16 protein-coding genes are annotated in these 19139 nt (G+C 61.2%); 5 read left to right on the plus strand and 11 right to left on the minus strand.

Features of this window, described 5'->3' with window-relative positions; all coding sequences use genetic code 11:
• Positions 1 to 548: isochorismatase family protein (locus tag EGI20_RS10775; RefSeq protein ID WP_498631458.1), on the minus strand; the 548-nt coding region annotated here is incomplete at its 3' end.
• 159 nt (positions 549 to 707) lie between these two features.
• On the opposite strand from EGI20_RS10775, the gene EGI20_RS10780 reads away from it, so the two are divergent.
• On the plus strand, positions 708 to 1130 hold the full coding sequence (locus tag EGI20_RS10780) for an acyl-CoA thioesterase (protein WP_498631459.1): 423 nt from the start codon (positions 708 to 710) through the stop codon (positions 1128 to 1130).
• A 132-nt stretch (positions 1131 to 1262) separates the two neighbouring features.
• Positions 1263 to 3149: a methyl-accepting chemotaxis protein gene (locus tag EGI20_RS10785; protein ID WP_498631460.1), complete on the plus strand. Its 1887-nt coding sequence runs from the start codon at positions 1263 to 1265 to the stop codon at positions 3147 to 3149.
• A gap of 81 nt (positions 3150 to 3230) precedes the next feature.
• On the opposite strand, the gene mnmC is transcribed toward EGI20_RS10785, so the two are convergent.
• Both mnmC and mnmH read right to left on the minus strand, forming a co-directional pair.
• A complete protein-coding gene (gene mnmC / locus EGI20_RS10790; protein ID WP_498631461.1) occupies positions 3231 to 5210 on the minus strand; it encodes a bifunctional tRNA (5-methylaminomethyl-2-thiouridine)(34)-methyltransferase MnmC2/FAD-dependent 5-carboxymethylaminomethyl-2-thiouridine(34) oxidoreductase MnmC1 in 1980 nt (659 codons plus the stop codon).
• On the minus strand, positions 5207 to 6250 hold the full coding sequence (gene mnmH, locus EGI20_RS10795; protein ID WP_498631462.1) for a tRNA 2-selenouridine(34) synthase MnmH: 1044 nt from the start codon (positions 6248 to 6250) through the stop codon (positions 5207 to 5209). The genes mnmC and mnmH overlap by 4 nt, the downstream gene beginning before the upstream one ends.
• A gap of 18 nt (positions 6251 to 6268) precedes the next feature.
• Here mnmH and selD point away from each other — a divergent pair, with 18 nt between their 5' ends.
• Positions 6269 to 7312 carry a selenide, water dikinase SelD gene (selD, locus tag EGI20_RS10800; RefSeq protein ID WP_498631473.1) on the plus strand — a complete coding sequence of 348 codons (1044 nt, stop codon included), beginning with the start codon at positions 6269 to 6271 and terminating at the stop codon, positions 7310 to 7312.
• A gap of 127 nt (positions 7313 to 7439) precedes the next feature.
• On the opposite strand, the gene EGI20_RS10805 is transcribed toward selD, so the two are convergent.
• On the minus strand, positions 7440 to 8057 hold the full coding sequence (locus EGI20_RS10805) for a LysE family translocator (protein WP_498631463.1): 618 nt from the start codon (positions 8055 to 8057) through the stop codon (positions 7440 to 7442).
• Between the two features lie 129 nt (positions 8058 to 8186).
• Between EGI20_RS10805 and EGI20_RS10810 the strand changes: the two genes are divergently transcribed.
• Positions 8187 to 8651 carry an Lrp/AsnC family transcriptional regulator gene (locus EGI20_RS10810; RefSeq protein ID WP_498631464.1) on the plus strand — a complete coding sequence of 155 codons (465 nt, stop codon included), beginning with the start codon at positions 8187 to 8189 and terminating at the stop codon, positions 8649 to 8651.
• Positions 8652 to 8814: 163 nt separating this feature from the next.
• Here the strand turns inward: EGI20_RS10810 and EGI20_RS10815 are convergent, their stop codons facing one another.
• The 7 genes from EGI20_RS10815 to fdnG all read right to left on the minus strand — a co-directional run bounded on the left by EGI20_RS10815 (position 8815) and on the right by fdnG (position 18361).
• Entirely contained in the window at positions 8815 to 9798 is a 984-nt protein-coding gene (locus tag EGI20_RS10815; protein ID WP_498631465.1) for an SDR family NAD(P)-dependent oxidoreductase, read from the minus strand.
• A gap of 23 nt (positions 9799 to 9821) precedes the next feature.
• Entirely contained in the window at positions 9822 to 11561 is a 1740-nt protein-coding gene (locus tag EGI20_RS10820; RefSeq protein ID WP_498631466.1) for an alginate export family protein, read from the minus strand.
• A 522-nt stretch (positions 11562 to 12083) separates the two neighbouring features.
• Positions 12084 to 12719, minus strand: a complete 636-nt coding sequence (locus EGI20_RS10825; protein WP_498631467.1) for an HNH endonuclease — start codon at positions 12717 to 12719, stop codon at positions 12084 to 12086.
• Between the two features lie 109 nt (positions 12720 to 12828).
• Positions 12829 to 13743: a formate dehydrogenase accessory protein FdhE gene (fdhE, locus tag EGI20_RS10830; protein WP_498631468.1), complete on the minus strand. Its 915-nt coding sequence runs from the start codon at positions 13741 to 13743 to the stop codon at positions 12829 to 12831.
• Positions 13740 to 14381, minus strand: a complete 642-nt coding sequence (locus EGI20_RS10835; protein ID WP_498631469.1) for a formate dehydrogenase subunit gamma — start codon at positions 14379 to 14381, stop codon at positions 13740 to 13742. The genes fdhE and EGI20_RS10835 overlap by 4 nt, the downstream gene beginning before the upstream one ends.
• A complete protein-coding gene (fdxH, locus tag EGI20_RS10840; protein ID WP_498631470.1) occupies positions 14378 to 15292 on the minus strand; it encodes a formate dehydrogenase subunit beta in 915 nt (304 codons plus the stop codon). Before fdxH ends, EGI20_RS10835 begins: the two co-directional genes overlap by 4 nt.
• Before the next feature lie 12 nt (positions 15293 to 15304).
• The gene (gene fdnG / locus EGI20_RS10845) at positions 15305 to 18361 is read right to left on the minus strand and encodes a formate dehydrogenase-N subunit alpha (protein WP_498631471.1); all 3057 of its coding nucleotides are present in this window, start codon (positions 18359 to 18361) and stop codon (positions 15305 to 15307) included.
• A 168-nt stretch (positions 18362 to 18529) separates the two neighbouring features.
• Between fdnG and fdhD the strand changes: the two genes are divergently transcribed.
• On the plus strand, positions 18530 to 19139 hold a 610-nt coding region (fdhD, locus tag EGI20_RS10850), incomplete at its 3' end, for a formate dehydrogenase accessory sulfurtransferase FdhD (RefSeq protein ID WP_498631472.1).

Here is a 19139-nt window from a genome sequence, read left to right on the forward strand (position 1 = left end):
GGCAGCGTGGCAAGGCAGCTTGCGACGCTGTGCAAGGTGGCAAAGCGTCCGGCCAGTACCAGTTCGGTGTGCTCACGCACTTCCCTGGCCGTGTAAGTGCGCCCGCTATGCGGGTGCGTCATGGCAAAAGTCAGGGTGGCTTCGCTCACGAAATCGACGGCATAGCCTAAGTCAGAGGCTACGCGGGCGGTGGTTTCGCAGCACTGCTCGGTACGGATGCCGGCAATAATCAGCCGTGTGATGGCGTGCTGTTCCAGCCATTCGCGCAAGCCGCTGTCTGTGAGCGCATTGTGTACATGCTTGGTAAAGGTGGCGTCGGCATTGTCCGGCAGCCAGTCCATGAGGCGCACCAGACCCGAGGCAGCGGCAAACGGCCCGTCGCCGTCTTCGTGCAGGATATGCACTACGGGCACGCCTTGCGCACGGCAACCGGCAATCAGGGTCAGCAGTTGTTCGCGAAAGGCGGGCAAGGCGCACCCATCCCAATAAGGGCGATGTAAAAAAGACTGTTGAACATCAATCACGATCAGTGCGCAGCGTGGCGACATGGCAGGGCTCCTTGTTTGGGGTGTCGTGCCATGATGCCGCATGGGCAAAGACAGGCGTGATGCCGTTTATGGACAGAGAGGGGGGCAGATGCGGACAGGATGCATGGCCAGTGGCGTGTATTTACGCTACCCTTTTTGCATTAATCATGGGGGGTGGGAATGGAAAAGCATTATCCGGTTTTAAGTGAAAAAAGCATTGTGATGCGCTGGGGCGATATGGACGCCATCGGCCACCTTAACAACGCGGTGTACTTCCGCTATCTGGAGCAGATCCGTATCGACTGGCTGGAAGAGGCGGGCTTCCCGATTACGCCGGATGGCATCGGCCCGGTCATCGCGCATACCGCCTGCCATTTCAAGCGTGAAATCAGCTATCCGGCCACCTTGCACATCACCATTGAGCTTGAGCATCTGGGGCGTAGCAGCCTGAAGCTGCGGCACCGTTTCTTTTGTGGCGAGGATCGCACGACGGTGTACGCAGTCGGTGAGGTGACGCTGGTGTGGGTGGATTACCGCGCGGGCAAAAGTGTGCCGATTCCGCAGCCTCTACGCGATATGGCTGGGGCGGCAAACTCGGTTTGATGGCGGAAGGAAAGTCGCCATCTTGATTTAATAGAGAGCGGGTAGATTAAATAGCAACCATATTTTATTTCCATTTATTATATAAGAGTTTGTTAAAATTCACGCCATTCGTTTATCTGGCGGGAAAATTTCATGCGTTCCCTACGTAGCAAGCTGACTCTGTTGACGGCAGCAGCCATGCTGTTTGTCGCACTGAGTATTACCCTGATTGTCTGTTTTAACCTGATGCGTAACGCCAAGCAGGAGGCCTTGCGCGAGATGCAGCAGGTGACCCATGCCCAGGCGCAGTATGTGTCCGAGTGGCTGGGGGTACGCAAAAAAATCATCAGCAGCAGCCTTGAGCGCGCGGCAGACCCTCAGGTTAGCTACTACCTCAAACAGTTGGCTGAATCCGGTGGTTTCAGCATCATCTATGCAGGCAATGGCGCAACCGAAGATATGCAGTACTCGGTGCCTGGCCGTGCCAAGCCCAGTGCAGAGTACCGTCCGTCGCAGCGGCCATGGTTTCAGCAGTCAAAATCGCAAAACGGCATCATCGTGACCGAGCCGTATCCTGACTCCGAGCCGGAAACCAGGGGGCAGCTGGTCATCACTATCGCCGACAGTGTCAAAGGACAGCCTTTGGTTGTGGGTGGCGACATCCTGATCGAGCAGTTGGTGCAGTCCATTCTGGCAGTCGAGATGGAAGGGCAAGGCCATGTGTTCCTGATGATGAAGGATGGCAAGGTCATCGCCTATCCGAAAGACGGCACGGCACTCAAGCCGATTGCCGACGTGATCCCAGCGCTGGATGGCACGACGATATCCGCGATGGCGGCGTCCTTGCAGCCACGCGCAATGGAGATCGGCGGCAAGGACTTTCTGGTCGAGCTCAAACCGGTCGCCGGCAGCGACTGGGTACTGGGCGTCGCCATGGACCAGGCCGAGATCGATGCGCCGCTGCATCGCATGCTGCTGATGATCGTCGGCGCTGTGGTGCTGGTGTGTGCGCTGGTGTTGCTGCTGTGTTCGGCCTATCTGGGGCGTTTGTTGCAGGGCCTGTTCCGGGTGCGCGATGCGATGCGCGAGATTTCGGCGGGCGAGGGTGACCTGACGCGGCGCATCGAGGTGGCCGGCGATGACGAGGTGGCGCAGACTGCGCAGGCATTCAACCAGTTTGTGTCGCGCCTGAACGGCATGTTCCGCGAGTTGCAGGGCGAGGCCGTGGCGCTGGGGCAGGGCGTGGTGCAGGTGGGGGCAATGGTGGACAAGGTTGCCGCTGATTCGCACGCGCTGGCCGATATCTCCAGTGCCAATGCTGCTGCCATCGAGGAGGTGAGCGTCAGTATCGCGCATATTGCCGAGGCGACCCGCGAAACCGACGAGCTGGCCCGCATATCAGGACAGGCGGCCGACGCCGGTGTCGCCGGCATGCTGCATATCAGCGACAAAATGGCGCAGACCAGCCAGTCGGTTGGCGACCTGGCCCGTTTGCTGGGCTCGCTGGAGCTGCGTTCGCAGGAGATTTCCAAGATCACCGGCGTGATCAGCGATATCGCCGATCAGACCAATCTGCTGGCGCTGAATGCGGCGATCGAGGCGGCGCGGGCCGGCGAGCAGGGGCGCGGCTTCGCTGTGGTGGCGGACGAGGTACGCAAGCTGGCCGAACGTACTGTGCAGGCGACGGTGGAAATCAGCAGCATGATCCAGACCATACTCGCCGAGACCGGCCAGGCGGTCGGCAGCATGCAGCAGACCTCGCGCTCGGTGGGTGACAGCGTGGAGCTGACGCAGGGCGCACGCGAGCGCATGCAGCAGATTACCGGCACCATGAGCCAGGTGATGGAGCGCATCGGCGGCATCGCGCTGTCGACCAGCGAGCAGCACAATGCGACGACGGCGATGGCGCAAAGCACCGAATCGATCAACGGCCGTATCGTCCATTCCGATACCGACTTGCAGCAGGCGCGTGCGACGCTGCTGCAACTGGCGCAACTGGTGCAGGCGATGGAAGCCGCGTTTGCCCGCTTCAGGCTGTAAAACCAACAGGCCGTAGCCGCAAAAAAGCCCGTCAGGCTTGGTCTGACGGGCTTTTTGCATGCCGTGTGGCAGCGCTTGCTTTCAAGATTGACGGCCCTTGGCTGCGCGGATGCGTGCGCGCAGCAGGAAACGGTTGGGCGACAGCGCATCAATCACCGGCTTGGGTAGTGGCAGCGTTTCGCCGCAGGCGAGGCTGGCGATCAGCTCGCCCGCCAGCGGCGCGCTGACCATGCCGCGCGAACCATGGCCGCTGCTGATATACAGGCCATCCAGCCAAGGCATCGGTGTCGTCAGCTTGAGGCTGGCATCGCGCCCCAGATCGGCATAGGCCGCTTCAAACGCGTCCTTGTCGGCAAGCATGCCGACCAGCGGCAGGTAGTCGGGCGTGGTCGCACGCAAGGCGGCGCGCCCGCCCAAGGTGGCCGGCGAGAGCGTGTCGCCATCCAGCGCCTGATAGAGTGCCGGGCTCAGCTCGGCGAGCATGGCCAGATTGCCTGCGTGCTCGGCGGCCGAGACTTCGCTGTCGCTGCGTTCGAAATTGAAGCTGGCACCAAAGGTGTGAGCCGCATCGGCCGCTGGCGCGATATAGCCTTCGCCGCACAGCACGGTTTTCAGTTGCCGGCTCGCCTCGGTGGCAGCGGCTACCGACACCTGACCGCGTATCGGCTTGAGCGGCAGGTGTGCGCTTTGTGTAAACAGGGCGCTGGCGTTGGCGCAGGCGATGACTACCATATCCGCGCTGCAGCTCCCGCCGTCCGCCAGCGCTGCCTGCCAGCCCTTGTCCGTTCTGCCCAGGTTCTGCACCGTGGTGCCATAGCGGCAGCTCACGCCCGGAGTGGCCAGCAAGGCCGCAACCAGCCGTGGCGGCTTGATCCAGCCGCCTTCGGGAAAAAACAGCCCGTCTTGGCTAAGCGGCAAACCGGCAAGCACGCCGGCTGCAGCGGCTGAGACCGGACGCAGCAAGCTTTCGGGAAAGGCCGCTGCCAGTTGCGCCTGACGTTTGCGCGTGGCTTCATCGTGTGCCAGTTGCAGTACGCCGCAATCATCCCAGTCTGTGCTTTTTTGCTGGCAGGCATAAAGCGTGCGCAGGCTATAGCCGTAGCCGGCGAGCAATAGCCGGGTTTGCGGGGTAAGGTGGGCCGACAGTTTGAGGTAAAGCACGCCTTGCGGATTGCCCGAGGCTTCTTGTGCGGGCGCAGCATGGCGCTCCAGCACCGTCACGCTAAAGCCGCGCCGGGCGAGGCTGGCGGCGGCGCTGGCACCGGCAATGCCCGCGCCAATCACGATGGCGCGCCGGCCACTCGTCTGGGGCGGGCGGGATAGCCAGGGTGCTTGCCAGGGCAAGGCGCCGGCGGCAAGGCGTGTGCCTACGGTCATTTCCCGCTTGCTGCCAAAGCCCGGTACTTTCTTGACGGCAAAGCCGGCAGCGCTCAGGCCACGGCGCACAAAGCCGGCGCAGGTAAAGGTTGCCAGCGTGGCATCGGGTGCGGACAGGCGTGCAAGCTGCTCGAATAGCGGCAACTGCCACATGTCCGGATTTTTCGACGGGGAAAAGCCGTCGAGAAACCAGGCATCGACGCGAGTCTCCAGCTCGGGCAGGGTGTCCAGCGCATCGCCGATGAGCAGGCTCAGGCTGACACGCCCGCCATCCAGCAACAGGCGCTGGTGTCCGGTTTCCATGCCGTGATACAGCGCAAGCAGCGCGGCTGCTTCGCTGGCAAGTTCAGGCCAGGCTTGCAGTGCACGGCTAAGGTCGGCATGGCTAAGCGGGTGTTTCTCGGTGCTGACAAAATCCAGCCGTGCGCCGGCGGGTGCACAGGCCTTGAATAGCTGCCAGGCACACAGAAAGTTGAGGCCGGTGCCAAAGCCGGTTTCGCCCACGGTAAAGTGCGCCTGCTGTGGCAGTGCGGCAAAGCGCTCGGCCAGGCGGTTGCCGGCCAGAAACACATGGCGTGTTTCATGCAGCCCGCTGTCGCGCGAGAAGTAGACATCGCCATAGTCCAGCGACGAGGGCTGCCCGTCCTGCCAGGCAAGACGGGCGTGAAGTGGCGCGGCCGTCATGCCACTTGCAGCGTGGCGGCGACGCCGGCCAGCACATCGGGCGCGAGCGAAGGCAGCGCGATTTTTTGCGCTTGCGCCAGATGGGTGTAATGACGGTCCATCGAGCGCAGATAGAGCGGGTCGTAATGCAAGGTCAGCAGCTCGCCGACCAGCAGGCCGAATTCACCGCTACGGATCAGCGCCGACCAGTGTCCCAGCTGCTCCTTGGAGTGCACCGCCTTGAGAAAGCCCAGCTGTTTGATCAGGCTTTCCGGGTCGGACACATAAAAATCGTAGTCTTCCAGCAAGAAACGCACGCGCTCTGCCAGCGGCACATCCACCAGCAGGCAAGGGCTCTGGTGCATGCGCTCGAACAGCGACAAGGGCAGGGTGACCTGGCCGACTTTCTTGCTTTCCGACTCGATAAATACCGGGCGGGCAAAATCCAGCTTGCGCATGGCGGCCAGCAGTTGCGAGTCGAATGATTTCTGGCTGGGTTGCGGCGAGCCGGGAAGTTTGCCCAGTACCGAGCCTCTATGGTTGGCCAGCCCTTCCAGATCCAGCACCTGATGGCCGGCGTGTGCCAGCGCATCCAGCAGCCGGCTCTTGCCCGAGCCGGTTGGCCCGCACACCACGCGTAAGTCCAGCGTGGATGGCAGGTTTTCCAGCTGCGCCAGCACCTCATGGCGGTAGGCCTTATAGCCGCCTTGCAGCTGGTAAACCGGCCAGCCGACCTGGGCGAACACGGTCGCCATCGCGCCGGAGCGCTGTCCGCCACGCCAGCAATAAATCAGTGGCCGCCAGTTGCGCGGCTTGTCGGCGAACTGTTCTTCCAGCGCCAGCGCGATATTGCGCGACACCAAAGCCGCACCGACTTTGCGTGCTTCAAACGGCGACACCTGCTTGTACAGGGTGCCGACTTCGTGGCGCTGCGCGTCATCCAGCACCGGGCAATTGATGGCGCCAGGGATGTGGTCTTCGGCAAATTCGGACGGTGAGCGGACGTCGATCACCTCGTCAAATTGCCCCAGTTGTGCTACGGTCGCGGGCTTGAAAAGCATAGTATTTGGAAGGACTTTATCGTGTCCGTAATCAGATTGACCCAATTGTCTCACGGCGGTGGTTGCGGTTGCAAAATCGCGCCGTCAGTGCTCGAAACCATACTCGCCAGTACCCGCGAGAAGATGGTCTTCCCTAATTTGCTGGTCGGCACCGAAACGGCTGACGACGCAGCGGTATACAAACTGAACGAGTCGCAGGCGCTGGTCGCCACCACCGACTTCTTCATGCCCATTGTGGACGATGCCTTCGATTTTGGCCGGATTGCTGCAACCAACGCGATTTCCGATATCTACGCCATGGGCGCGACCCCCATCATGGCGCTGGCGATTGTCGGCATGCCGGTGAACGTGTTGCCGGTAGAAACCATACGCGACATCCTCGCTGGCGGTGAGTCGGTGTGCCACGCGGCCGGTATCCCGATTGCAGGCGGCCACTCCATCGATGCGCCCGAGCCTATTTATGGTCTGGTGGCCATGGGCATCGTGCACCCTGACCAGCTCAAGCGTAACGATGACGCCAAAGAGGGCGATGTACTGATTCTGGGCAAGGGGCTGGGGGTCGGTATTCTGGCGCAGGCGATGAAGCGCGGCGAACTGGATGAGGCCGGCTATGCGGCACTGATCGCCTCGACGACCCAGCTCAATACGGTGGGCGCCAAGCTGGCCGCCTTGCCTGAGGTGCATGCGCTGACCGACGTGACCGGTTTTGGCCTGATGGGCCACCTGCTGGAAGTCTGTCGCGGTGCCAAGCTCGCGGCCGAGGTCGAATTCGACAAGGTGCCGGTCATTACCGAGGCGCGCCCGTTTGCCGAAGCCGGCATCGGCCCCGGCGCGATTGAGCGCAATCAGGCCAGCTTTGGTCATGATGTCGACTTTGCCGAGGGCTTGGCACAGTGGAAGCGCCGGCTGCTGGTCGATCCGCAAACCAGCGGTGGCTTGCTGGCAGCGGTTGCGCCGGAACAAGCCGACGCCGTGCTGGCCATGTTCCGCGAGGCGGGCTTTGGCTACGCCTCGGTGATTGGCAAGCTGCAAGCAGGTGATGCGCGGGTCAGTGTGATTTAACGCAGCAGGGTGGGGGAGGCCTCAGGCCATAACCCGCCCGCTCAAACAGAGGACCGTACGCATTCGCGTGCGGCCCTTTGCTTTTATGGGGGCGAAGAGGGTGCCGGCATGCTGCGTGCGATCATCTTCAGATGGCCAGTTGCGCGAGCTTATAAAACGCGAAGGCGACCAGCACCGCGCCGGCTGCGCGGTTGATTCCGCTGCGTATCTGCAGGTTGATGCGATGGCGCAGCGCCGCACAGCCGAAGCTCAATACGGCCCACCATAGTGCCGACCCGATAAAGACACCGCTGACAAACACCGCCGTCCCGCCTGCGACGGCTTGTTGGCTGCCCAATGCCGCAAAGATGGCGATAAAGGTGGTCACCGTCATCGGGTTGGTTGCCGTGAGCGCCAGTACCGATGCGTAAGCGGCAGGCAGACCTGTGGTGCGGGGTGTCTTGGCCGGGTCGCTGGCGGCGGGGGCGCGCAGCATGCCCACGCCCAGCCACAGCATAAATAAAGCGCCAGCCAGCGCGAGTGGCCCCGCGATGCCGGTAAATGCATGCATCAGGGCGTTGGTGCCAAGCGCGCCTAATAGCGCATATAAGGCGTCAGCGCTGGCTGCGCCCAGCCCGCTGACCAGACCATAACGGGCACCGGACTCAAGCGCGCGCTGCATGCACAACAAACCGATCGGCCCCAGCGGTGCCGCTACCGAAAGCCCGATCAGGGCAGATTGCAGAAATAGTGTGCCGGATGACATGGGATACCTTCTTTGCGGGTGTAGATAAAGGTATTTTCACGTTTGTGGCCTGGGCTTTGAATGCAATAATTAAGGTGCATAGATTGCTTTCCTTAAAAAATAATGATTAACACGGGAATGACTTAAAAAATGGAAATAGATGGCAAGGCATGGGCGCTCTTGCAGGCGATCCAGCAGGATGCCCGCATGTCGCTGACTGAACTGGCTGCGCGTGTCGGCCTGTCCGTGCCGGCAACATCGGAGCGCATGAAACGGCTGGAAGAGGCTGGCGTGATCCGCGCTTATCGCGCGCACGTTGATCCGGTGCTTGTGGGTTACGGTGTGCAGGCCTTGATCGGCATGACCACGCCGCAGCCGGGCAAGCAAAAACTGTTGGCCAAACTGGGTGAAATGCCGGAAGTGATCGAGTGCCTGCATGTGACTGGCGAGGACTCCTACAGACTGCGCGTGGTCGCGCACGATATCGCCCACCTCGAGGCGCTGGTTGGGGCGATCAACCACTTCGGTGAAACCCGCACCTCTATCATCATGTCGACGCCGATCCCGCTGCGGCCGCTGGTACCGCCAGTACCGCCAGTACCGCCAGTACGGTGATGTGGGGGAGCTGGTGGGCATGGCCTGCGGCCATACCTACCAGCACTAGGTGCCCGGTACCGGCTGACACCGCAGGCGGGCCACTAGCCCACCTTGTGCCTTGGTGCAACGCCGAAGGGATGGGATGGTTCTTGGTTCCGTGCGAGCCGCAGACGCAGCGGGCTCAGTATGCCGTCCAGCCGCCATCCGTTGCATACAGGGCGCCAGTGAGGTTGGAGGCTTCATCGGATAGCAGGAAGCAGATCACGGCCGCCTGCTCCCACACGGTAGACATACGCTTTTTACTGTCGGCGTAGGCCAGAAGGCTGAGCGTCTTGGTGCGCCCCATATTGGGCACTTCGGTATTTTTGTTTTCCTTGCTGGCTGACATGACATACTCCATGGCCATGTCGGTCATGGCCGTTTCGGTCGCTGCCATATTCACCGAATTAATACGGATACCGTATGGTGCATAGTCGATGGCACCATTGCGGGTCAGGCCATTGCATGCGTGCTTGCTGGCGACATAGGCCGAGTTGCCAGCCAGGCCGGTGAGGCCTGCTATCGAGCAAATATTCACGATCGCTCCACCCTTGCCCTGTTTCAGCATTGGCTTCAGTTCCGCGCGCATGGACTTAAATACGCCTGTCGCATTGACATCCATCAGCGTGTCAAAATACTCGTCACCCGCATCCGCAATGGCGCTAGGAAGCAGGTTTTTTTGTTTTTGATAATCAAACACCGCATCGGGCGCCATGGCCGCCATGATTCCGGCTGAATTCAAGGCGCCATTGATTTCACCGAAAGTACGCAGGGTCAGGGCGACGGCTTTTTGCAAGTCCTCGTTACTGCGCACATCGCCTTTCACGAACTCGGCTTTCCCGCCTTCCTTGCGGATCTGGGCTACCGTTTCTTTTCCTTCTTTGTCTAGTACGTCGAAAATCACCACGTTAGCCCCTTCACGAGCCAGGCGGATGGCAGATGCCGCACCGATGCCGCGGGCACCGCCGGTAATAAAGTAGGTTCGCCCTTCATGGCGTTTGGGAATGAAATAAGCCGGATCAATCGGCTTGATGTCGACAGGTTTGTAGTTTTCAGCCAATGCAGGCGTAGCCAGCAGGGTTCCGCTCAAAAGCAGCAGGCCTAGCGATTTTTTGATGGTGTGCATGACAGTTCCTCGATGGTGATGAATCAGAAACGGGCGATCATGAGCGCGCTGGCACTAAACCAGTTTTGGTAGTCGCCGTTCAATGCATGGCGTATCGCCGTGCCAGGTATGGTATAGGCGGCGGACATGACAAAAATCAGCTTTGGGCTGGCCACGTAACGCGCGGTCAGGTTGATTTCCTTGGCAAGATCGTATGACTCGAGCTGTGACAAGGCCCGTGCGCCGCCCAGGTTGTTCAGCGTATCGGCCTTGAACAACCAGAATTGCGGGGTCAGCTCCCAGCGTGGCGAAGGGTTCAGCCTGGCCATAAAACGGTGGGCGATCACGTTGGAAGTCTGCACCACTTTGTACTGGTTGAGCCCCTGCACCCATTCGTCACCCGCGCCGCCCGCGTACAGCGGATCCCAGCGCTCGAAGGCCTTGGTGTCGGGGTTGTCGCCGGTGAATTTCGAATAGCGGTAACTGAGCGTCGGCCGCCAGGCGATGTCACGGAACTGCCAGCCGGCCTCCGCATAGCCACCCCAGGCGTCCATGTCGAAATTCTCGTTGCTCTGGTGCGCGATTTCCGCCCGCGCGTACAGGCTGGACTGGCCGGGAGCAGGCTCGTAGGCCGCCCGCAGGTCCGCCACCCGCAGGCCCTTGCGTGAATACACAGCGTCTGGCGTGAAATAGGCAGCCCTCGACTTGGGCACCTGCAGCCACATGGCGCCCAGCCGCAACTCGGGCAGCACCCGCCCTTCGTAATTGATGCCGTTGATCACGGTGCCGGTGTCGAGTTCTTCAAGCTCGTCCGGGTCCAGCCTGAAGAACTCGAGCTTGTGGCGGTCGTAGACAAACATGGCGTGGGCCAGCGGATTGGCGGCGTCGCGCGGGTTGGACTGCAATGCAGCCCGCTCGCCGCCGTTAGCCGAAGCCAGCCTGAGGATCATGCCGTTATCGACTTGAAAAGGCTTCCTGCCGTACAGCAGGCTGAACACGCGCAGGCCGCCCTGATCGGTCGTATCGCGGCCGACAAAGCCGAGGTAGGCGTCTTCCACTCCGCCATGCGCGCGCGTCTCGTCAGTGAACAGCTCCGGCCCCCACGAGCCCGACACGATATAGCTCGCACCGCCAAACACCGAAATCCGGTCGCTGAGCGCGCTCAGGCCGTACAAGCCGGCTTCCACGCTGCTCTCGAGCCAGGTGTCTGTGCCGTCACTACCGGAAGGCACCCGCGCCAGCGGATTGCCTGCCGTCAGCACCTCGGGGCGGCCGAAGAAGGCGTGGGTATTGGAAAACACCATCGTCTTGTTTTCCAGCTTGGCCAGCAGCGCCGAACGGTCGTCCGCGTACAGGGTCGGGAAGTCCTGCCAGCCGCGGCCGCGCAATACGCCGATAGGCACCTCATCCAGCGGCCTCGCCACATCGCTGAGGGCGACGTCGACGACCAGCTCCAGCGAGCCATTGCCGCCCAGACGCGCCTGGTAGCTTGCATCCTTGACGAACGCCAGCCGGCGGACCTGGTTGAGCATCAGGTCACTGCGCGACGGGTCGTACAGGTCACCCGAAAACGCGCTAAATGCCTTGAGTACGGCGTCGCGGTAAGCAGAGTTTTCCTTCTGGCCGCCGTCGAACACGACCTGAACCGCCCCGATCCGCCGTCCTGAATAATCGCCGTCGCTGCCTGCTATGGCTGGCGAAAAAAATGGCGCAATCGCCCACGCCAGAACGACCCACTTCAGTACCCGTCGGCACCCCCGCCCCCAATTTTTCCAGTCAAGCATCGCCTCTCCTTGCGTCCAGTACCCTATGCCAGCTCTGCCCAGATATTGTCTTTGTCATTGCAGGTAACACTGTAAATGCCAGTTTAGGTCAATCTATCGGTATGGCTTGGGGTTTGTGTGAAACGGACGAACGCAGTGTTGCGTGCGTGGCAACACTGGCCCGGGAAGCAACCTTGCAGGGAAAATCCCGGCTACCTTCAGGCAGTCAGTGTCTTGTTTAGCTACCGGGAAACAGGAACGGGTTGATGTCGCTGCGGACGAAGCCTTGATCTTCGATGACGGCATTGGGCTCCAGCGTGGTCAGATCGTCGGTCATCGCTTCCAGATGCATATCCTTGCTCTGTGCCAGTACCTGAGAGAGCTGCCGCAGTCGCCACAGCTTTCGGCGCGTACTGCTTTGCTGCTCATCTCTTGATCAGTAGCCAATGTTGAGCATAGATCTACCGTTGCTGCTCTTGACGTATCCATATGCTCCCCATTCTCGTACAGGGTGCAGTGTCAATAGTGTAGGCTGGCCGTGCGTTAGCGCGCAGAGATCGGATACAGCAGTCGCTCGAGCCCGTCCCAGTCCGTCACTACTGGCGCGAAGTCGCGCGGGTCAGCCAAGCCAAGCTGTTCGAGCGTGTAGTGTGTCTTGCCGTAGTTGCAGGCGGCGCAGCAGAGCACCAGATTGTCCAGTTCGTTGCTGCCGCCGTGCGCGTGCGGCACTACATGGTCATACTGTGCCCACAGACACTGGAAGCCTGCATGCTGTTCGGCGTTTCGCTTTCCCCATGGCACGACCTCCGGGTAGAGTGCGTGCATCTTTTGCCTGATTTCGGCGCGGATCACCGGCAGCGAGCAATAACGGCAGCGGTGGCTATCGCGTGCCAGCAGGGCTCGCTTCTGCTGGCTGGTCGGCATGCGGGCGACGGTTTTGGGTGTCGTCGGTGGCGAACTGAAGGGCTTGATCTGCACATAGGGGCTTTGCTTGCCCCACACCGAGTCGGTCCATGCCCATACCTTGGGGTCATTTGCTGCTGATAGTAATTCGCGGGCTAGTGCGGGGCTGTCAGCTAGGTGGGCGGAGATGGCAGCGTCCAGATAGCGGGCGGCATCAAAGATTTGCGGGATGGGCTCCCGGAAGCAGCGCTTGAGAGGTATTGCAGTAATTGACATGGGCAAGATCTGTAGCAATGATTTTGCCGTTTACTCTAATGTCATTACCTGCATTGGTAAAGCGAGTGTAGAGCCGGCCATGCTTTATCGCACATGACCGGCTCTTGGTTTAGCTACCGGGAAACAAAAACGGGTTGATGCCGCTGCGCACAAAGCCTTCTTCTTCGATGGCGGCGTCGAGCGTCAGCGTCGCAAGATCGTCGGCCACCGCTTCCAGTGCCATGTCCTTGCCTAGTACCAATACCTTGAGGTAGCTGCCGCAGTCGCCACAGCTTTCGGCACGTACGGCAACAGCCTTGTCGTCCGGCGACCAGTAGCCGATGTCGCGCGTTGATTCGCAGTTGCTGCACTTGACGCGCACCATATGCCACTCGCTCTCGCACAGCGTGCAGTGCAGATAGCGCAGGCCGTCCTTGTCGCCGATCTTCACCACGCTCGCTACCGGCCCCTGGCTGCACACAGGGCACAGGTGGCGGCTTTCATCCGGTTCGGCGATGGCGTGTATCTTCAGCTGGCTGGCGAGCTGGCTGAAGTAGACCGACAGCGCGGCCCAGACAAACAGCGCGTCGGCGCTGGAAACCGCGTCGTAGCGTCCGGCCAGCAGCGCGCTGGCCAGCGTTTCGCGCTCTTCGCGTGACTGCGTTTGCAGCGCCATGATGGTGTCGGCGATGACGCCGGTGGTGCCGGGCAGTAGTTTGCCCAGTAGCGCATCCAGCAGGTCCTGCCACACTTGGTCGCGCGGCCAGGCGCTGCTGCCCAGCGGCGGCAGGCCGTGGCGTGCACATTCGGCAAAGTAGGCGTCGCGCACCGGCAGCGCCAGCGGGTGTTCGGCGACCAGTGCGTGCTGCGCGCGCGCGATGCGGGCACAGAAGCGCAGGTAGTCGGCCATGTCGTGGCCGTCAGCGAGTGTTTCCAGCCGCTGGGCACGGGTGAGGTAGAGCGTTTTCGGGTCGGGCAACAAAAGCGGCGGGATATCTCCCGCCGCTTGCGTCAGCTCGCCCTCGGGGACGATGCGGATGCTCATGGTTTCTCTGTCTGCTCCTTGGCGCGTTTGGCCATCACTTCACGATACCAGCGCGGGTGGTGCTTCTTGGCCCAGGCTTCGGTGACGACACCTTCGACCATGGCGCGCACGGTGCCGCGTACCCAGATCGCCGCGTAGACGTGGATGATGATGCCGGCGATCAGCGCCAGTGCCGCCCAGGCGTGCACGAACAGCGCGATGCGGATCAGCTCGATCGGGAAGTACTGGGCGAAGTAGGGGCGCCAGATGATGATGCCGGTGGAAATCAGCCCCAGCATGCACAGCGTCATCATCCAGAACATGCCTTTCTGGCCGCCGTTGTACTTGCCGGTGTCGCCGACTTCATGGCCGGACAGCACTTCCTTTACCGACTTCATCCACTTCACGTCCTCGCGGTCGATGAAGTTGTGATGCCAGTAGCGCAAAAACTGCACAAAGAAACCGACGAACATGATCACCCCGACAAAGGGGTGAACAATGCGCGCCAGTTGCGGTGTGCCGAATACGCCGGTCAGCCAGAAGAACGCCGGGTAGAAGAAGGCCAGCCCCGAGATCGCCAGTACGATAAAGCATACCGCGACGATCCAGTGGTTGACGCGCTCGGCCGCGTTATAGCGGCGGATCAGCTTTTCCTTCATGCCTTGTCCTCCTTGCTGTCCGGCTTATCCTTGCCTGCGCTCTCAGGCTTGGCTTCGTCTTCATCGTCCTCGGCCTTGTTCGGGCCGACGCCGATGTAGTGGAAGAAGCCAAACAGCACCGATACCGCGAGGCCAATGGTCGACAGTGGCTTGAGGATGCCTTTCCACAGGCCGACTGTGGTACTGATGGCCGGGTCTTTCTTCAGGCCGGCATACAGCTCGGGGCGGTCGGCGTGGTGCAGGACATACATCACATGGGTGCCGCCCACGCCTTGCGGGTCATACAGACCCGCCTGCTCGTAGCCGCGCGTTTTCAGCTCGGCCACGCGCTCTTCGGCGTGGTGCTTCATGTCTTCCTTGCTGCCGAAGCTGATCGCACCGGTGGGGCAGGTCTTGACACAGGCCGGCTCCTGGCCGACCGCAACGCGGTCGGAACACAGGGTGCACTTGTACGCCTTGTTGTCCTTGGCGTTGATGCGCGGCACATTGAACGGGCAGCCGGCGATGCAGTAGCCGCAGCCGATGCAGTGCTCGGACTGGAAGTCGACGATACCGTTGGCGTACTGGATGATGGCGCCGGGCGACGGGCAGGCCTTGAGGCAGCCCGGCTCGGCACAATGCATGCAGCCATCCTTGCGGATCAGCCATTCGAGCTTGTTGTTTTCCTCATGCTCGGTAAAGCGCATTACCGTCCAGCTTTGCGCCGACAGATCGGCCGGGTTGTCGTACACCCCGACACAGTCACCAACCTCGTCGCGCAGGTCGTTCCACTCGGAGCATGCCACCTGACAGGCCTTGCAGCCGATGCAGGTGGTGACGTCGATCAGCTTGGCGACCTCAGTCTGGTGGGCGCGGGCGATCGGCGGCTGGGTCGGGCTCGCGGAGCGGCGCAGAATGTCTTGCGATTGCATAGGCGTCTCTCCTTAGGCTTTTTCGACGTTGACGAGGAAGGACTTGAATTCCGGCGTCTGCGTGTTGGCATCACCGACAAACGGTGTCAGCGTATTGGCAAGGAAGCCTTTCTTCGCCACCCCCTCGTAACCCCAGTGAATCGGGATGCCGACGTGGTGCACGTCCTGACCGTTGACCTTGAGCGTACGGATACGTTTGGTCACCACCGCCTTGGCCTTGATATAGCCGCGCTTGCTCGACACCTTGACCGTATCGCCGTGAGCGATGCCCTTCTCTTTGGCCAGACCTTCGCCGATTTCGACGAATTGTTCCGGCTGCGCAATGGCATTGAGCAGCACGTTCTTGGTCCAGTAGTGGAAGTGCTCGGTCAGGCGGTAGGTCGTCGCCGCATACGGGAAGTCGGCCTTGGTTCCCAGTTGCTCCGCGTCGCCCTTGAAGATGCGTGCGGCCGGGTTGTTGACCACTTTCGGGTGCAGCGGGTTGGTGCCGATCGGGCTCTCGAACGGCTCGTAGTGCTCGGGGAACGGGCCTTCGGCCATCTTGTCCAGCGCGAACAAACGGCCCAGACCTTCAGCCTGCATGATGAACGGGCTCATCTTGCTGCCTGGCGGCTCGTCGGCCTTGAAGTCGGGGATGTCGATACCGGCCCACTTCTCGCCATTCCACTTGATCAGCGTGCGCTTGGCATCCCACGGCGTGCCGTCCGGCTTGTTGGACGCACGGTTGTACAGGATGCGGCGGTTTGCCGGCCATGCCCAGGCCCAGCCCAGCGTGTTGCCCAGGCCGGACGGGTCGGAATTGTCGCGCCGTCCCATCTGGTTGCCCGCCTGCGTCCAGCTGCCGGCGAAGATCCAGCAGGCGCTGGTGGTTGTGCCATCGGCTTGCAAGGCGGCAAAGCCCGGCAACTGCTCGCCCTTCTTGGCCAGGAATTCGCCCGGCTTTTTCGGATCGGGAATGTCGGCCAGTGCCTTGCCGTTCAGCTCCTTGGCCAGTTCTTCGGCTTTCGGGTCATGCGCGTCACGGTAGGCCCACGACAGCTTCTGGATAGGTTCGGCGTAGGCGCCGCCTTCCTTGGCGTACAGCGCGCGGACATGGGTGAAGATGCCGGCGATGATCTCGACGTCAGTCAGCGCTTCGCCCGGTGCATCGGCGCCTTTCCAGTGCCACTGCAACCAGCGCCCGGAGTTGACGATGGCGCCTTCCTCTTCGGCGAAGCAGGTGGTCGGCAGGCGGAACACCTCGGTCTTGATGCTGGCACTGTCCACATCGTTCTGCTCGCCGTGGTTCTTCCAGAAGGTCGAGGTGTCGGTCACCAGCGGGTCCATCACCACTAGGAACTTGAGCTTGGAGAGCGACGCGACCACCTTGTTCTTGTTCGGGAATGAGGCGACCGGGTTGAAGCCCTGGCAGAAGTAACCGTTGACCTTGCCCTGGTTCATCATGTCGAAGTAGCGCAGGACGTCGTAGCCCTGGTCCCACTTCGGCAGCCAGTCAAAGCCCCAGCTGTTTTCCGCGGTGGCGTTATCGCCCCAGAACGACTTCATCAGCGACACATGGAACTTGGGCGTGTTCTGCCAGTAGTTCATCTGGCCGTCGGCCAGCGCCTTGGGAGTGGTGGCTTCGAGGAAGCTCTCGAGCGTGGTTTCCTTCTCTGACGGCAGGCGCAGATAGCCCGGCAGGCTCTGCGACAACAGGCCCACATCGGTCAGACCCTGGATGTTGGAGTGGCCGCGCAGCGCGTTCACCCCGCCGCCGGCCATGCCCATATTGCCCAGCAACAGCTGGATCATGGCCATGGTGCGGATGTTCTGCGAGCCGATCGAGTGCTGGGTCCAGCCCAGTGCATACAGGAAGGAAGTTGTCTTGTCGTGTGCGCCGGTGCTGGCGATGTATTCGCACACCTTGAGGAAGGCATCTTTGGGCGTGCCGCAGATATTCTCCACCACGTCGGGCGTGTAGCGTGCCACATGCTCGCGCATCAGGTTGAGCACGCAGCGCGGATCCGCCAGCGTGTCGTCGCGCTTGGCAAAACCCTGCTCGTCCAGCTGATAGCTCCAGCTGGCTTTGTCGTACTTCTTGGTCTCCGCGTCCCAGCCGGAGAACAGGCCTTCGTCAAAGGCGAAGTCCGGATTCACCAACAGTGCCGCATTGGTGTAGGCGAGGGTGTATTCCTTGTTGTACGCGCCTTTTTCCAGCAGGTAGCGGATCACGCCGGACAAAAAGGCGATATCGGTACCGGTGCGGATCGGGGCGTAGTAATCCGCCACCGACGCCGTGCGCGTAAAGCGCGGGTCAATGACCAGGATTTTCGCCTTGTTGCGGGTTTTGGCTTCCAGTGCCCAGCGGAAACCTACCGGGTGTGCTTCGGCAGCATTGCCGCCCATCACCACGATAAGATCAGCGTTCTTGATGTCGACCCAATGATTGGTCATCGCACCACGGCCAAATGAAGGGGCAAGACTTGCCACCGTCGGACCGTGTCAAACGCGCGCCTGGTTGTCGACTGCCAGCATGCCCAGCGAGCGCACGAACTTCTGTGTCAGCCAGCCGGTTTCATTGCTCGAGGCCGAGGCGGCAAGAAAGCCCGTGCTCAGCCAGCGGTTGACGGTCACGCCGTCTGCGTTCTTCTCGACGAAGTTGGCATCGCGGTCGGCCTTGATATGGCGCGCGATGCGGCTATAAGCCTCGTCCCACGAGATGCGCTTGAATTCGGTGCTGCCCGCTTCGCGTACTTCAGGGTACTTGAGGCGGTTCGGGCTGTGTACGAAATCGAGCAGGCCGGCGCCCTTGGGGCACAGTGCGCCGCGGTTGACCGGATGGTCGGCATCCCCTTCGATATGGATGATGTCGGATTTTGCATTCTTGGCGCCGTCGCCAAGGCTATACATCAGGATGCCGCATCCTACTGAGCAGTAAGGGCAGGTGTTCCGCGTTTCGCTGGCACGCAGAAGCTTGTAGCTTCTGACGTCGGCCATGGCTACACCCGGCGTGAAGCCGAGAGCCGCGATCGTGGTGCCTGCCATGCTGCCGCCGCACAGTTTAAAAAACTGTCGTCTGCTGACTTGCATGGGTTGACTCCAGGGTAGAGAAATTGAAACTTGTTGATATTTTTATTGGATAATTGTGGTCTTTATAAACACTATGCGTGTGCGGTTATTATGACAGTCATTGGGCTTCCGCTCAAACCCCTTGAAGATGGGATTTTTCCGCTGGCTAAGACGTCGAGCACAGTCTGTTTGCAGGCTTTGCCCGGTCTGGATGTACGCGAAGACCAGCTAGCGTGCGAAGTGCCGGTGGCGCTGGTGTACAACGGCATCTCGCATGCGGTGATGATGGCGACTCCAGAGTATCTGGAAGATTTTGCGCTGGGCTTCAGTCTGGCCGAAGGCATCGCGACGAGCGTGGCCGAGCTTTACGATATCGAGGTGAAAGAGGGGTGCCGCGGCTTTGAAGTCCATATCGAGCTGGCCAGCGCCTGTTTTTCCGCGCTCAAAGCCCGGCGCCGCCAGATGGCGGGGCGTACCGGTTGCGGCTTGTGCGGGGTGGACGAGCTGGATGCCGTCTTTATCAAGCAAGCCGTATTGCCGTTCAGTCAGACGCTGACAGTGTCGGCGCTGGATGCTGCTGTCTGCGCTTTGCGCGCCGAGCAAAAACTGGGGCAGCTGACCGGCGCCACCCACGCCGCTGCCTGGCTGGATACGGATGGCGCTTTGCAGGCGGTGCGCGAGGATGTCGGCCGGCATGTGGCGCTGGATAAGCTGCTGGGTTGGCGGGCGCGTCGTGCAGTGACGGCGGGCGCGGCACTGGTTACCAGTCGTGCCAGTTATGAAATGGTCGAGAAGGCGG

Source organism: Aquitalea sp. S1-19 (assembly GCF_024343515.1).

Coding starts and splice junctions, on each gene's coding strand:
- EGI20_RS10815 (WP_498631465.1), bottom strand. CDS start 9,798: ATGCACACCATCAAAAAATCGCTAGGCCTGCTGCTTTTGAGCGGAACC.
- EGI20_RS10805 (WP_498631463.1), bottom strand. CDS start 8,057: ATGTCATCCGGCACACTATTTCTGCAATCTGCCCTGATCGGGCTTTCG.
- EGI20_RS10825 (WP_498631467.1), bottom strand. CDS start 12,719: ATGTCAATTACTGCAATACCTCTCAAGCGCTGCTTCCGGGAGCCCATC.
- mnmC (WP_498631461.1), bottom strand. CDS start 5,210: ATGACGGCCGCGCCACTTCACGCCCGTCTTGCCTGGCAGGACGGGCAG.
- EGI20_RS10820 (WP_498631466.1), bottom strand. CDS start 11,561: ATGCTTGACTGGAAAAATTGGGGGCGGGGGTGCCGACGGGTACTGAAG.
- fdhE (WP_498631468.1), bottom strand. CDS start 13,743: ATGAGCATCCGCATCGTCCCCGAGGGCGAGCTGACGCAAGCGGCGGGA.
- EGI20_RS10835 (WP_498631469.1), bottom strand. CDS start 14,381: ATGAAGGAAAAGCTGATCCGCCGCTATAACGCGGCCGAGCGCGTCAAC.
- EGI20_RS10780 (WP_498631459.1), top strand. CDS start 708: ATGGAAAAGCATTATCCGGTTTTAAGTGAAAAAAGCATTGTGATGCGC.
- EGI20_RS10785 (WP_498631460.1), top strand. CDS start 1,263: ATGCGTTCCCTACGTAGCAAGCTGACTCTGTTGACGGCAGCAGCCATG.
- fdxH (WP_498631470.1), bottom strand. CDS start 15,292: ATGCAATCGCAAGACATTCTGCGCCGCTCCGCGAGCCCGACCCAGCCG.
- EGI20_RS10810 (WP_498631464.1), top strand. CDS start 8,187: ATGGAAATAGATGGCAAGGCATGGGCGCTCTTGCAGGCGATCCAGCAG.
- mnmH (WP_498631462.1), bottom strand. CDS start 6,250: ATGCTTTTCAAGCCCGCGACCGTAGCACAACTGGGGCAATTTGACGAG.